Below are 13,613 nucleotides of genomic sequence, written 5' to 3'. Positions count from 1 at the left end.
GAATAATCATCCCATTGCATATTTAAAAGATTATTATCATCATTATTATATTCTTTTAGTATGATAAGTCAAGTTAAATGCAACAAAAATAATGAAAAATGTTGATTTTGGTTTTTGTATAAGTCGACCTTTTATTTCCCGCCATTTTAGCCTTTCATGTTATAATATTCAGATAAGAAAAAGAGGAGACCAAAAGCTAGATGATCACTTCAAAATACGATTGGCAGTTAGCTTCGCCAAGTGCAGATGAGACTTTTTTGGCCCTTGCCAAAAAAGCAGGCCTGGAAGGGTCCTTAGCAACCTTGCTGTATGAGCGTGGCATTCAAACCAAAGAGGATTTAGAAGACTTTTTAGAGCCCAAGTTAGAGAAACTTCACGACCCTTATTTGCTCCATGATATGGAGAAAGCAGTGGAGCGCATTCGACGGGCCATTGAAGATTATGAGCAGATCCTGATCTACGGAGACTATGATGCGGATGGGATGACTTCGGCCTCTATTATGAAGGAAACCTTGGAGCAGATGGGGGCAGAGGTGCAAGTCTACCTACCCAACCGCTTCACAGACGGCTATGGTCCCAATGAGAGTATCTACAAATACTTTATCGAGCAACAAGGCATTTCCCTGATTGTCACGGTGGACAATGGGGTCGCGGGCAATCAAGCCATTGCCATGGCCCAAGCGATGGGAGTCGATGTCATCGTGACCGACCACCACTCCATGCCAGAGGTTTTACCGGATGCTTATGCGATCATCCATCCGGAGCATCCAGATGCGGATTATCCCTTCCATTATCTAGCAGGATGTGGTGTGGCCTTTAAGTTGGCCTGTGCCCTCTTAGAGGAAGTACCAGTCGATCTCTTAGACCTGGTAGCAATTGGGACCATTGCTGATATGGTCAGCCTGACAGATGAGAATCGGATTCTAGTCAAATATGGTCTGGGTGTTCTCCAACATACCCAGCGCATGGGCTTGCAGGAACTCTTGGAGATCGCAGGGATTCGTCCGGAGGATGTCAATGAAGAAACGGTTGGTTTTCAGATTGCTCCTCGTCTCAATGCCCTTGGCCGCCTCGATGATCCCAATCCGGCCATTGAACTCCTGACAGGATTTGACGATGAAGAGGCGCACGAGATTGCCCTCATGATTCATCAAAAGAATGAAGAACGAAAAGAGATTGTCCAAGCCATCTATGACGAAGCTAAAACCATGGTCGATCCGAGCTTATCCGCCCAGGTCTTGGCCAAGGAAGGCTGGAATCCAGGGATCCTTGGTATTGTAGCTGGCCGTCTATTAGAAGAGCTTCATCAGCCAGTAGTTGTTTTAAGCATCGAAGATGGGCGTGCTAAAGGAAGCGCTCGGAGTCCTGAGTCGGTCAATATCTTTGACGCCCTCGATCCCCACCGGTCGCTCTTTGTCGCCTTTGGAGGACATGCTGGTGCAGCAGGGATGACGCTGGAGGTGGACCAACTTCCTGCCTTGTCTCAGGCTCTTACGGATTACATTAGAGAGCAAAAGATTGATCTCAGCAGCAAGTCTAGCTTAGCCATCGACGAGGAACTGCATCTAACAGAACTAACGCTTGAGACCTTGAAAAGCTTTGATCGCTTGAGTCCTTTTGGCATGGACAATAAAAAGCCCGTCTTTCTGGTCCGTAACTTCAAGGTAGAAGGGGCGCGCTCAATGGGAGCCGGCAATACCCACTTGAAACTCAAAATTTCTCAAGAAGATGCGACCTTTGAGGTGGTTGCCTTTGGCTTGGGAAGCTTAGAGGCAGAGTTTGCACAGGCGCAAGACCTAGAGCTAGCTGTGCAGTTGTCGGTCAACCAATGGAATGGTCAAACGACCCTCCAGCTCATGCTGGTTGATGCGCGTGTGGATGGTGTGCAGCTCTTTAATATCCGCTCTAAAAATGCCAGCCTCCCCGCAGGTGTTCCTGTTCTTGATTTTACCAAAGAACTGCCTGATCTAGCAGGAGCAACTGCTGTAGTGGTTGGAAATATCCCTGAGGATATAGAGCAACTGCGTCACATCTTTCAAGAGCATGATTTCCAAGCTGTGTATTTCAAAAATGAGATCGCCAAAGCCTACTATCTGACAGGCTACGGTAGCAGGGACCAGTATGCCAAACTCTATAAAACCATTTATCAATACCCAGAGTTCGATGTTCGTTACAAACTCAAAGAACTAGCAACCTATCTCAAGATCCAGCAGATCCTATTGGTCAAAATGATCCAGATCTTCCAAGAGTTGGGCTTTGTGACCATTGAAAATGGCATTATGAAGGTCAATAAAACAGCAGAAAAACGAGAAATCGCTGAAAGCACCATCTACCAAAATCTCAAACAAACGGTGAAAGAGCAGGAATTGATGGCTCTTGGGACAGTTCGTGAAATCTATGATTATCTGACAGGACAGGCCTCATGAAAAAACACCTAAAACACTTCCTCTGGCTTACTCCTATCCTACTTTTAGCTCTTTATTGGCTAGCAATCTACCTGAGTCTCAAGAACCCCATGGAGGAGATTGTTTACTCTGAAAATGGTGGGATGATGCGAAATATGATTGTCAAGTCCTACACTCAAACAATCGAAAGTGAAGCTCCTTGGAAGGAAGATGAAGGATTTCAGACTTTTCCCTATTCTGATAAAATCGTTGGTGGTCAGGAAGACCTATCCGTCATGATGTTTAGGGACAGTTCGGAATGGGTTTATAGGTATAAATATCAGTTAAAAGAAAATGTATCGGTTCGTATGATGTTCAAATACAATTCTAAAAAAAGAGCATTGATTCAAGAAGAAGTCTATCTTTATGCGGATGATCAAGAAGTAGAGGGTAGTGATTTTCTAAAGAAACTTGCCGCCTATGGCAAAGACCGTACTTGGTTGAAAAACCAAAGCAAGAAGGTCGCCGAACAATACATCCTGGGTACTTGGTTTAAAAACGGAAGCTCCCGTTATTCCCTGAAAAACTTGGGGGATATGAAAATTGAGTACAACAAATTAATAGAAGGACAGTAAAAGGCTATTCTAACAATTATTATCCCGCATCTTTTTCAGATGTGGGATTTTTTTAGTGTATATAAATATAATAGGAGATCAGTTACAATGAGGCTTAGATACTACTAACTAAGCTTTTTTTAATTATAAAAGCATGTTATAATACTTCTAACTCAAAGGAAAACTAAGAGTGATCTCTTAGTAAAAAATTATTTGGAGGAATTAAATGGCCTTAATACAATCAAATGCTATTTCAGCTGCAGATGCAATTAGTGAGCTGGTTTCAGTTGATACCAGTAATGTGCAAAATCAGCAAGTTTCATTTTCTTACACCCAAGAAATTACAGGAATGGAAAATGGAAAGGAGGTAACAAATTCAGTTCTTCAGGCTATTAGCGAATTTAGTCAAGCAGTTCTAATTCAAGCCAACAAGTTCCCTCAAATTGCTGCTGTAATTGAAAAGAGAGATATAGAGGAATCTCAAAGATGGAATCATTAAATAAAAAAATAGATAAGAGCGAAAAAGAGCGCTCTACTTTGACTCGAAAAATTATAGAACTTGAAGAAAAGGAAGATGATTTTAAATTATTACAGAAGCGCCATGAAAACAGAGTTCTTTATTTAGCTGAGCAATTTGAACAGCTGTCTTCTGGCGTGGACTCATTACTAACAGAATCGGATATGTCAACACAATTTAGAATTCAGGAGTTAGAAAATAATCAAGAACTGCGTCGTCAAATGTCCGAATATGTGCAAACCCATTTTGATGACATAGAAAAATGGAGTCAATCGATCCGTCGAAATACGGATGAACAAAGAGATAAATTAATATCAGAAAGGAATCGATTGCCTTGGGAGTGAAATATAGTTCTGCAGAATCTAGTGCATTAATTGATGCACTATCAAACAATATAGAAATTGCAAATGAAATTACAGAAAGATTATCAAATGGTTGCGCTTATTTGGTAAGTTCTTTGGATTCAGGTAAATTGCAGGGAGCTGCATATACTGCGGGTAAAGGACTTTTTACCGATATTATTATCCCTGCAATTACGAAAATCAAGGAAGCAGTGGATGATATTCAGATCGAGTTGAATTCATATAAAACAGCAAATGAACCTGTATCTCAATATGGAAATCTTGATTTAGAAGAATTAAAAGCTCTCAAAAAAAGTAAAGAAGACATGTTAACAGTTGTTAATGAACAGATTGCTGAGCATGAGAGCTTTTTTAATAAATTAACTTTTAATTCCGATGCCCATCGTGAGACTTCTCGTCAATTGACTGACTCAAAAAATAATCTAGAGTCAGAAATTCAGAGTGTGACAAAGAAAATTAATGAGTTGGAAATGTTTGTATCACAGGTAGCATCATTTTTCTCAGATAGTTTAACTGTTCTTCAACTTGCTATTCAAGGAGCAAGTCAGTTAAGTCAAGTGGTTGTTGATGCTAATGGTAATTACTATACAGATGGGCTAGATATGTCTTGGGTTGATGAATTAAAGGCTCAAAAAATAGTAAGCGAATCCCCAAGTTTACAAGATCTGTCCCCAGAAGATGCAATGTTTGCTCAGAACCTGATGGTGCAGTATGGATTTAACGAGCAGACGGCAAGGGAAATCATAAAAGTCAGAGATGGCATTGATAAAAAATTCCCAGATAAGTCTCAAGAGGAAAAAGATTACATACTTCTTAGGATTATTGGAAGCGCCTCATATACGGGATTTAAGTGGGATGAAACTGCGGGTTCTTTAGTTGATTATTTTTACTATGAAGAGTTAACAACTTATGGTGTTATGCATTTCGAGAAGAGCTTTGATGAAATTATGGATGAACTAGGATTAAGTAAAGAGGAGTCAAAACATCTTTACTATATATTAAATGTACAACATATAGTATCAGGGACAGATGAACATATTGGAAGGTATGAAGAAGATGACTTAAAGGAATACAGTAAAAGGGTTGCGGAAAAATATACAAATAATAAAATATCGTCTGAAGAAGTTTATGATGTTGCAAAAAGTATGTATCAAAAAGCTGACTTTACTCATCAGTCTATCACAATGGCCACACATCTAAATCCTAGATGGTTTGTTTTAGCTGATATTTATGGTGGAAGAAAAAATGTTAAAGACTTATCAGGCTGGGAAGGTGATACTACTAGAAATGCGACCGATAAGGAGCCAATTATTGGAATTGATGATTATCTTGCGGACTTAGATTCTGTTAATATTGTAAAACGTATGACTTCGAATACTCAATCTTATACGCAAGCGATGAATAATTACATGAGTGATCTGCAAAGCTCTCCAAATTTAAGAGAGAAAGAATTTAAACAAAATGTTGACTTGGAGGAAGTTAAATCAACTATTTTTACTAGTTTAGTACCAGATGAGATCTCTGGAAAAATAATTGCAGAAACAAGTGATGCAGTTCTTTATGAAACACCATCGGAAGAACAATCAATGGAATATCTGAAGGAACATGAAAAGTATAATTCATCCTACCTATTCATTGAAAGTTTGGAAAAAGAAGAAATGCAATATAAGAAAGATGAATAATGAAGCAAAATTTTAAATTATTTGTTTGGTTGATTCCCATCTTACTTTTTTGCCTTTATTGGCTGGGAATCTACCTGAGCCTCAAAAATCCTATGGAAGAGATCGTATACTCTGAAAATGGTGGGATGATGCGCTATGTGATGTTTAAGCCTTATACAGAAACGATTGGAAGTGATCGCATCTGGAAGGACGACGAGGGATTTCAAACTTATCCTTATTCAGATGAAACCGTTGGGGGAAAGGAGCATCTAGCTGTTACTATGTTTAGGGGCAATAAGGATTGGTTCTATATGTACAAATACAAATTAGATGAAAATACATCAGTTAATTTGATATTTGAATATAACGCCTCTAAAAAGATTTTTTACCAAAGCGACCTCTATTTGACAATTAATGAGACAAGCTACGAGGGCCAGCAACTTCTTGATCACCTTGCCACCTACGGCAAAGACCGTACTTGGTTGAAAAAGCAAAGTAAGAAGGTAGCTGAACAATACATTCTTGGCACCTGGTTCAAAAGGGGAAGCTCTCGATATTCTTTAAAAAACCTAGGTGATTTGAAAATCGAGTACGATAAATTGATAGAAGAATAGTAAGCATGTTTCCAATTCCAATCCCACATCATTTTTCGGATGTGGGATTTTTGCTTTTGACGCAGGAGCTTGGGAAAATGATTTGGCAAAAAATGATGCAAGTTAGTAGAATTCATGGTATAATGGAATGTAAAAAATTTTTTATGAAAGAAAGTTAACCATGGATTTAAAAGATTACATTGCAAGCATTGAAAACTATCCACAAGAAGGAATTACCTTCCGTGATATCAGCCCTTTGATGGCAGATGGCAATGCTTATAGTTATGCGATTCGTGAAATCGTTCAATATGCGACCGATAAGAAAATCGACATGATCGTTGGTCCTGAAGCACGTGGGTTCATCGTTGGATGTCCGGTCGCTTTTGAGTTGGGAATTGGATTTGCGCCTGTTCGTAAGCCTGGTAAATTGCCACGTGAAGTCATTTCTGCTGACTACGAAAAAGAATACGGTGTGGATACCCTCTGCATGCACGCTGATGCTATCAAACCAGGTCAACGTGTCCTCATCGTTGATGACCTCTTGGCGACTGGTGGTACGGTGAAAGCAACCATCGAAATGATCGAAAAACTCGGTGGAGTTGTTGCAGGGTGTGCCTTCTTGATCGAGTTGGATGATTTGAAAGGTCGCGAAGCGATCGGCGATTACGACTACAAAGTCTTGATGCATTACTAATATAGTCTAATACTATAACTGGCTACAGAAAAACCATAATTGAAAACTATAAGCTCCTATCATATAATGTTAGTTAAGAACTTGTAAGATGGGAGCTTTTTATGCCAATTACTCTAGATAAAAAATTACCAGCAGTCGATATCCTTCGTTCAGAAAATATTTTTGTCATGGATGATGTTCGAGCAACTCACCAGGATATTCGTCCTATAAATGTTCTGATTTTGAATCTCATGCCGACTAAGGAAGCAACTGAGACTCAACTGCTACGCCTCCTGGCCAATACGCCCTTGCAGATCAATGTAGATTTCCTCTATATGGCGAGCCATAAGTCTAAAAATACAGCGGCCGAGCATATGGAGAGTTTTTACAAGACTTTTGAGGATATCAAGGATAATTACTATGACGGCTTGATTGTGACGGGGGCGCCTGTCGAAAAGATGGACTTTGAGGAAGTGGACTACTGGGAAGAGTTGACCCAGGTCTTTGAATGGGCCAAGCGTCATGTTTTTTCTACCCTGCACCTCTGTTGGGGAGCCCAGGCTGGTCTGTACCACCGTTACGGGATTCAAAAAGTTGAGCTCTGTGACAAATTATCTGGCATCTATGACCAGGTAGTGGTGCGTCCTGAGAGTCTTCTCATGAGAGGCTTTGACGACCGTTTCCTTGCCCCTCATTCCCGCTATACCGATATTCCTTTGAAGGAAGTTCTGGAAAAGAGTAATCTTCAGGTGATCGCTCAGGGAAATGAGGTTGGCCTTTCCATCATTGCCAGTCCAGACATGCGTGAGGTGTATAGCTTTGGCCATCTGGAGTATGATCGCGATACGCTGGCGAAAGAATACCACCGAGATGTCAAGGCAGGCTTGGATCCAGCCCTTCCAAAAAATTACTTTGATGAGAATGATGCCAATACAGAACCTCGCATTCGTTGGAATCTAGCTGCGACGACTTTCTTTAGTAATTGGATCAACTATGCGGTTTATCAAGAAACACCTTACCGCTTGGAAGAATTGGAAAAAGATATTTCATTTTATGGTTACCTATAAAGGGGAATTATGACATATTCACAAGCATTTAAGTATGGCAACTTGGTTCTTCCGAGTGCCTTGCTTTTTCATTATCATGAATTGTTTGACCAAGCAGATGATTACTTGGTTTGGCAGTTTTTCTTTCTTCAAAATACGACTGGTCAAGAGGCCTTAACTCCCAATCAGATTGCTAGTCATCTAGGAAAAACGGTGACAGAGGTCAATCGGATTATGTCCAATTTGACCACCAAGGGACTTCTTCAATACCGGACCATTGAGCTCAATGGCGAGATTGAAGCCATCTTTGATGCGACCATTGCCCTGGAGCGCTTGGATGAGATTTTAGAAGCCCAATCACAAGGGAAGGCACAAAGCGCGCCTGCGAAGGGAAATGTCATCAAGGACTTGGTGGAAACCTTCCAACAAGAACTGGGACGACTCTTGACACCTTTTGAGATTGAAGACTTGACCAAGACTGTGCGCGAAGATCAGACAGATCCAGATGTGATCAAGGCAGCATTACGAGAAGCTGTCTTTAACGGCAAGCCTCACTGGAAATATATCCAAGCCATTTTACGCAACTGGCGCAGTGAAGGCATCAACAGTCTAGCCCAAGTAGAGGCGAAACTACAAGAACGCGAACAAGCCAACCCACGCAATGTGACCGTTTCAGACGATTTCTTGAAGGCCATGGATTTGTGGAAGGATTAAAAAAACTAGCACTTATTTGAGTGCTAGCTGCAGATGGAAGGTTAAGTCTTCCTGGAAACTTTCCTTATGTGAGTACGGACGTCAGCGAACTTCGAAGAAGTTCCATGACTTAGTTTTGAACCTAAGGTTTCAAAACTCCCGAGTGCCTGAAACAATAGTGTTTCAGGCACTTTTCTCACGGCGGAAAGTTTTTAGTTTATACTTGAATAGTTTTAAAAATAAGACATTATTTTTACTGAAAAAAATAGGTTCTTAATTGAAAAAATAATTTTTAACCATTCAAAAAACTAGTACTCATAAAGTGCTAGTTTTTTCCTTTATAAATAGTCCGCATAGGCTTTTTCTAGTTTGCTAAGGAGTTCTTGTTTTTCCTCCTCACTAGCAAAGGAAGCCTGGATGGCATCGATATTGTGTTGGTAAAAGTCAGTTTCCTTGGTTTGGAAATGCTGATGGTAGAGGGCATATTCCTTGGTAAGATCGGTATCAGATACAGTCCGGTTATCGGTATTGATACTGATCCGAGCTCCGGCTGCTTTCATCTTCAGATAAGGGAAATCTTCTATAGTCGGCGCTGCTTTTGTTTGGAGGTTGCTGGTCAATCAGAGTTCACCAGTGACCTCATTTTCAATAAAGTATTGGAGTAAGGCTGGTTCATGAGATAGAGCCGTCACGTGGCCATTGCGTTTGATTCCAAATGCAATCGATTGGGCAACAAAGTGTGGGCAATGACACTCACCTGCATGAAGCGTCATGGGCCGATGGTAACTCTTGACTTGCTCGATTAAAGGTCGAATATCTTCTGGAGAGTAGTTGTGCTCATCCCCGGCAAAGTCAAAACCAACAAAATCCTGATCGCTAACTTGGTTGGCTTCTGCAAGAATGCGAGAGGTGACTTCTTGATCTGACTGGCGCATGCCGCAGACCAAGGCTTTTGCAACAATGCCAAATTCCTCCTGGGCTTGGCGTAGACCATCGCAGACAGCATCGATAGTTTCTGGAACGGTAAGCCCTTGGTCCATGGACAATTCTGGTGCGAAACGAACCTCAATATAAAGGACATTTTCGAGAGCAGCTTGCTTGGCCACATCGTAAGCAGCAAGCGTCAAGGCTTCCTTGGTTTGAAGGAGGGGCCTAATGTAGTCAAAAGCCTCTAAATAGTCCAAAAGATTCTCACAGTGGGCAGGCGCAGTGACATGGTGCTTGAGCTCCTCATCGCTAGCGGGTAGGTCAATATTGGCCATAGCTGCCAACTGGCGAATGATTGGAAGCGACAAGGAACCGTCTAAGTGACAGTGAAGTTCTGTCTTTGCCAAACTATGAAAATCGATCGTGGACATGATTTTCTCCTTAAAATTGTATTTTTTCTATACTATCATTTTGACAAAAAAAGTCAAGTAGCCTTCGCGTAGCAGATCTTTGAAAGGGAACCCAATATTTGATATGCTAGGAGTAGCGAAATAAAGGAGAAGAAAGATGTCAAACTATCAATTACCAGAAGTATGGGAAGCACCAAGTCAAATGGGAGGAGCCTGGGGTGGCTTGAACCAACCAACAGCAGGTGCCCGCTTTGAACAAACTCTTCCAAAAGGCGATCAACCTTTCCAACTCTATACCCTTCCAACACCCAATGGGATCAAGGCTACCATTATGCTGGAGGAATTGAAAGAGCTGGGAGTGGATGCAGGCTATGACGCTTATCGGATCAAGATTGGTGAGGGAGATCAGTTTGGTAGTGACTTTGTAGCCATCAATCCAAACTCGAAAATTCCGGCCATGTTGGATCAATCAGGCGATCAAGCCATTCGTGTCTTTGAATCGGCCAATATCCTCCTGTATCTAGCGGAGAAATTTGGCAAATTAATCCCGACTGATCGGGCTAAACGGACAGAAGTGCTCAACTGGCTCTTCTGGCAGACAGGGGCTGCACCTTTCCTAGGGGGAGGCTTTGGTCATTTCTTCCACTATGCGCCGGAGAAAATCGAGTATGCCATTAACCGATTTGCCATGGAAGCCAAACGTCAATTGGACTTACTGGACAAAGAATTGGCCACTAAACCTTATATCGCAGGGGATGACTATACCATTGCAGATATTGCCATCTGGTCTTGGTATGGCCGTCTAGCTCAAGACAAGGTCTGGGACCGTGCAGGGATTTTCTTGGATGTGAAGGAATACAAGCATCTGCAAGCTTGGACAGAGAAAATTGCCAATCGCCCAGCTGTGAAACGTGGCTTGGAAGTAGAATATAAGGAAATTGATGCATAATGAAAAGGCGCCGTTGCGCCTTTTTTTAATGGTGCAAACATGGTATACTAAAGGGTGGAATAAAAGTTTAGAAAGTAGCACATGGAATTTACAAAATTATCAAATCGCTTGGACTTGGTGGCTAGCTTCGTCCCAGCTGGAGCGCGTCTGTTGGACGTGGGGAGTGACCATGCCTATCTCCCAATCGCCCTTTTACAGGAAGGTAAGATTGAGGCTGCCATTGCAGGGGAAGTGGTAGAGGGGCCCTATCAGTCTGCCCTGCAAAATGTCGCCGATAATGGTTTAGAGGACAAGATCGAGGTCCGTCTGGCCAATGGTTTGGCTGCATTTGAACCAACAGATGGCATTTCCTGTATTACCATTGCTGGCATGGGCGGACGCTTGATTGCAGATATCTTAGCGGCAGGTCTTGAGAAATTAGCCAATGTCTCTCGCTTGGTCCTCCAGCCCAATAATCGGGAAGATGAACTGCGGGCTTGGCTAGTAGAGCATGATTTTCGCATTGTTGATGAAGCTATCTTGGAAGAAAATGAGAAGTTCTATGAGATCCTCGTGGTGGAACAGGGTTCTCAAGAGTTGTCAGCCAAGGAACTACGCTTTGGTCCCTATTTGATGCAGGAGCAAGCTCCAGCGTTTGTCCAAAAGTGGTCCAAGGAAGTAGAGAAATTAAGTTTTGCCTTGGAGCAGGTCCCAGTTGAGAATCAATCTGCCAGAACATCGTTAGAAGAGCGCATCGCTCACATCAAGGAGGTTCTACATGTTAGCAAGTGAAGTCATCAAACGCTATGAAGACTACTGTCCTCAGGAGCTTTCCATGGAGGGAGATGTCCGTGGGCTACAGGTCGGTACGCTGCAAAAAGACATCCATAAGGTCATGGTGGCCCTAGATATCCGCGAGCAGACGGTTGCGGAAGCTATCGCCCATGGAGTGAACTTGATCATCGTCAAGCACGCGCCCATTTTCCGTCCGATTAAGGATTTGGTAGCCGATCGGGCCCAAAATCAGATTTATATCGATTTGATCAAGCATGATATCGCAGTCTACGTCAGCCATACTAATATTGACATTGTCTCAGATGGTCTCAACGATTGGTTCTGCCAGCTCTTGGACATTGAAGATACAGAACCCCTCAGTATGACAGGGGAAGGATTCGGAATCGGCCGGATCGGTCGGGTAGCTACCCAAACCTTTGGCCAGTTGGCTGAAAAGGTCAAAGAAACCTTTGGCTTAGATGCTTTGCGCATAGTCAGTTATGACCAGGCAGATTTGGAACGGGTCATCGAGCACGTCGCCATTTGTGGAGGAAGTGGCCAGTCCTTTTACAAGGATGCTCTCGCAAAGGGAGCAGAGGTCTATATCACAGGAGATATCTACTACCACACGGCTCAGGACATGCTGAGTGATGGGCTCTTGGCCTTGGATCCGGGACACCATATCGAGGTTCTTTTTGTGTCAAAATTAGTAGAAAAGCTCAATCAGTGGAAGGCTGAAGAAGCGTGGAAGATTGAAGTGATTGGCAGTCAAGCCAGCACCAATCCTTTTTACCATATCTAAGGGGGCATGATGAAAGTTGCCATTATCGGTGCAGGGATCGTGGGATCTACTGCAGCCTATTATTTATCCAAAGAAGTACAAGTGGATGTGACCGTCTATGACCATGGAGTCGGCCAAGCAACTAAGGCAGCGGCAGGCATTATTAGCCCTTGGTTTTCTAAACGGCGGAATAAGGCCTGGTATCGCCTGGCTCGTCTGGGAGCAGACTTTTACCAAGAATTGGTAGAAGATCTGGCCAAGGACGGAATTAAAACAGATTTTTACCAGCAGACCGGCGTCTATCTCCTCAAGAAAAAGGAAGAAAAATTAGACAAACTCTATCAGTTGGCGCTGAGTCGACGAGAAGAATCTCCCTTAATCGGGGACTTGGCAATTTTGACTAAGGAAGAAGTAGCCCAGCAATTTCCTGATCTACAAGGCTTTGAGAAGCTCCTTTATGCCTCAGGTGGTGCTCATGTAGAAGGAGCCCTTCTGACGGAGACTCTCCTTAAAGCCAGCGGTTCAAGAGTTATCAAGGAAGAGGTTGCTCTCTCAGTCTCAAGTGATGGCTATCAGATTGCTGGTGAATGCTATGACCAAGTTATCCTGGCAACAGGAGCCTGGTTGGGGCCGGTACTCGAACCACTTGGCTACCAAGTCGATGTCCGTCCGCAAAAGGGGCAATTGCGGGATTATCAGCTAGACCTAGATACTGATGATTATCCTGTAGTCATGCCTGAAGGAGAGCTGGATATCATTCCATTTCAGCAGGGCAAGATCAGTATGGGAGCCACCCATGAAAATGAGATGGGCTTTGACCTGACAGTGGATCAGGCTTTGTTGAATCAGATGGAAACAGAAGCTCTGTCTTACTATCCAGAACTAGCTCAAGCGGAAGTTGTCGGGGAGCGCGTGGGAACTCGTGCCTACACCAGTGATTTTTCACCATTTTGGGGAGCTGTTCCTGATCGAGAAGGCCTCTATGTCGCCAGTGGCCTAGGATCATCTGGCCTCACAACCGGTCCCCTCATTGGTTGGCACCTAGCCCAACTCGTGGTAGGAGGAAACCTGCGCTTAGATCCAGCAGATTATCCAGTTGAACAGTATGTGAAGAAGTAGGCTGGGACAAAAGTCCTAGCCTCTCAATTATTTTTGGATTGTCGAGCAAGATGCAGTGGTTGAGTGGGCTCTACTACAAGGTAAGATTTTCAGACGGCTCAGTCAAGGAGCAGTAATCTATTTGAATCATG

General features: G+C 42.8%; 13 protein-coding genes and 1 pseudogene. 13 read left to right on the top strand and 1 reads right to left on the bottom strand.

What is annotated here, in order from left to right; genetic code table 11:
• Positions 1–200 precede the first annotated feature (200 nt).
• From recJ to WKT08_RS02110, 9 genes are all read left to right on the top strand, one after another.
• Positions 201–2,426 (top strand): single-stranded-DNA-specific exonuclease RecJ, encoded by a 2,226-nt coding sequence (gene recJ / locus WKT08_RS02150; protein ID WP_340279697.1) that lies wholly within the window; start codon positions 201–203, stop codon positions 2,424–2,426.
• Entirely contained in the window at positions 2,423–3,019 is a 597-nt protein-coding gene (locus WKT08_RS02145; RefSeq protein WP_031576842.1) for a TipC family immunity protein, read from the top strand. The genes recJ and WKT08_RS02145 overlap by 4 nt, the downstream gene beginning before the upstream one ends.
• A gap of 205 nt (positions 3,020–3,224) precedes the next feature.
• Positions 3,225–3,497, top strand: a complete 273-nt coding sequence (locus WKT08_RS02140; protein WP_009731321.1) for a hypothetical protein — start codon at positions 3,225–3,227, stop codon at positions 3,495–3,497.
• A complete protein-coding gene (locus WKT08_RS02135; protein ID WP_031576840.1) occupies positions 3,485–3,859 on the top strand; it encodes a hypothetical protein in 375 nt (124 codons plus the stop codon). Before WKT08_RS02140 ends, WKT08_RS02135 begins: the two co-directional genes overlap by 13 nt.
• Positions 3,856–5,559 carry a hypothetical protein gene (locus WKT08_RS02130; RefSeq protein WP_225305939.1) on the top strand — a complete coding sequence of 568 codons (1,704 nt, stop codon included), beginning with the start codon at positions 3,856–3,858 and terminating at the stop codon, positions 5,557–5,559. The genes WKT08_RS02135 and WKT08_RS02130 overlap by 4 nt, the downstream gene beginning before the upstream one ends.
• Entirely contained in the window at positions 5,559–6,152 is a 594-nt protein-coding gene (locus WKT08_RS02125) for a TipC family immunity protein (protein ID WP_031576836.1), read from the top strand. The genes WKT08_RS02130 and WKT08_RS02125 overlap by 1 nt, the downstream gene beginning before the upstream one ends.
• 160 nt (positions 6,153–6,312) lie before the next feature.
• Complete coding sequence (locus tag WKT08_RS02120; RefSeq protein ID WP_340279695.1) at positions 6,313–6,825, top strand: adenine phosphoribosyltransferase; 513 nt, start codon at positions 6,313–6,315, stop codon at positions 6,823–6,825.
• A gap of 101 nt (positions 6,826–6,926) precedes the next feature.
• Positions 6,927–7,871 (top strand): homoserine O-acetyltransferase MetA, encoded by a 945-nt coding sequence (metA, locus tag WKT08_RS02115; protein ID WP_049483310.1) that lies wholly within the window; start codon positions 6,927–6,929, stop codon positions 7,869–7,871.
• Positions 7,872–7,880: 9 nt separating this feature from the next.
• Positions 7,881–8,564 carry a DnaD domain-containing protein gene (locus WKT08_RS02110; RefSeq protein ID WP_003007874.1) on the top strand — a complete coding sequence of 228 codons (684 nt, stop codon included), beginning with the start codon at positions 7,881–7,883 and terminating at the stop codon, positions 8,562–8,564.
• A gap of 317 nt (positions 8,565–8,881) precedes the next feature.
• Here WKT08_RS02110 and add read toward each other — a convergent pair.
• A pseudogene (gene add / locus WKT08_RS02105) lies at positions 8,882–9,901 on the bottom strand (adenosine deaminase).
• A 136-nt stretch (positions 9,902–10,037) separates the two neighbouring features.
• On the opposite strand from add, the gene yghU reads away from it, so the two are divergent.
• From yghU to WKT08_RS02085, 4 genes are all read left to right on the top strand, one after another.
• Positions 10,038–10,829, top strand: coding sequence for a glutathione-dependent disulfide-bond oxidoreductase (gene yghU / locus WKT08_RS02100; protein WP_003007871.1), 792 nt, complete (start codon positions 10,038–10,040; stop codon positions 10,827–10,829).
• A gap of 81 nt (positions 10,830–10,910) precedes the next feature.
• Entirely contained in the window at positions 10,911–11,600 is a 690-nt protein-coding gene (locus WKT08_RS02095; protein WP_340279693.1) for a tRNA (adenine(22)-N(1))-methyltransferase, read from the top strand.
• The gene (locus WKT08_RS02090) at positions 11,587–12,384 is read left to right on the top strand and encodes a Nif3-like dinuclear metal center hexameric protein (protein ID WP_340279692.1); all 798 of its coding nucleotides are present in this window, start codon (positions 11,587–11,589) and stop codon (positions 12,382–12,384) included. The genes WKT08_RS02095 and WKT08_RS02090 overlap by 14 nt, the downstream gene beginning before the upstream one ends.
• A gap of 6 nt (positions 12,385–12,390) precedes the next feature.
• Positions 12,391–13,482, top strand: a complete 1,092-nt coding sequence (locus WKT08_RS02085) for an NAD(P)/FAD-dependent oxidoreductase (protein WP_340279691.1) — start codon at positions 12,391–12,393, stop codon at positions 13,480–13,482.
• Positions 13,483–13,613: the final 131 nt, after the last annotated feature.

Source organism: Streptococcus sp. HCA-5024, assembly GCF_037890265.1.
Lineage (GTDB): Bacteria > Bacillota > Bacilli > Lactobacillales > Streptococcaceae > Streptococcus > Streptococcus lingualis.
Note: the sequence above shows the minus strand (reverse complement) of the source record. Positions and strands in the feature narration are given on the sequence as shown.

Excerpts from the sequence above, each read along its gene's own strand:
- recJ (WP_340279697.1), top strand. The coding sequence starts at position 201 with ATGATCACTTCAAAATACGATTGGCAGTTAGCTTCGCCAAGTGCAGAT.
- WKT08_RS02145 (WP_031576842.1), top strand. The coding sequence starts at position 2,423 with ATGAAAAAACACCTAAAACACTTCCTCTGGCTTACTCCTATCCTACTT.
- WKT08_RS02140 (WP_009731321.1), top strand. The coding sequence starts at position 3,225 with ATGGCCTTAATACAATCAAATGCTATTTCAGCTGCAGATGCAATTAGT.
- WKT08_RS02135 (WP_031576840.1), top strand. The coding sequence starts at position 3,485 with ATGGAATCATTAAATAAAAAAATAGATAAGAGCGAAAAAGAGCGCTCT.
- WKT08_RS02125 (WP_031576836.1), top strand. The coding sequence starts at position 5,559 with ATGAAGCAAAATTTTAAATTATTTGTTTGGTTGATTCCCATCTTACTT.
- WKT08_RS02120 (WP_340279695.1), top strand. The coding sequence starts at position 6,313 with ATGGATTTAAAAGATTACATTGCAAGCATTGAAAACTATCCACAAGAA.
- metA (WP_049483310.1), top strand. The coding sequence starts at position 6,927 with ATGCCAATTACTCTAGATAAAAAATTACCAGCAGTCGATATCCTTCGT.
- WKT08_RS02110 (WP_003007874.1), top strand. The coding sequence starts at position 7,881 with ATGACATATTCACAAGCATTTAAGTATGGCAACTTGGTTCTTCCGAGT.
- yghU (WP_003007871.1), top strand. The coding sequence starts at position 10,038 with ATGTCAAACTATCAATTACCAGAAGTATGGGAAGCACCAAGTCAAATG.
- WKT08_RS02095 (WP_340279693.1), top strand. The coding sequence starts at position 10,911 with ATGGAATTTACAAAATTATCAAATCGCTTGGACTTGGTGGCTAGCTTC.
- WKT08_RS02090 (WP_340279692.1), top strand. The coding sequence starts at position 11,587 with ATGTTAGCAAGTGAAGTCATCAAACGCTATGAAGACTACTGTCCTCAG.
- WKT08_RS02085 (WP_340279691.1), top strand. The coding sequence starts at position 12,391 with ATGATGAAAGTTGCCATTATCGGTGCAGGGATCGTGGGATCTACTGCA.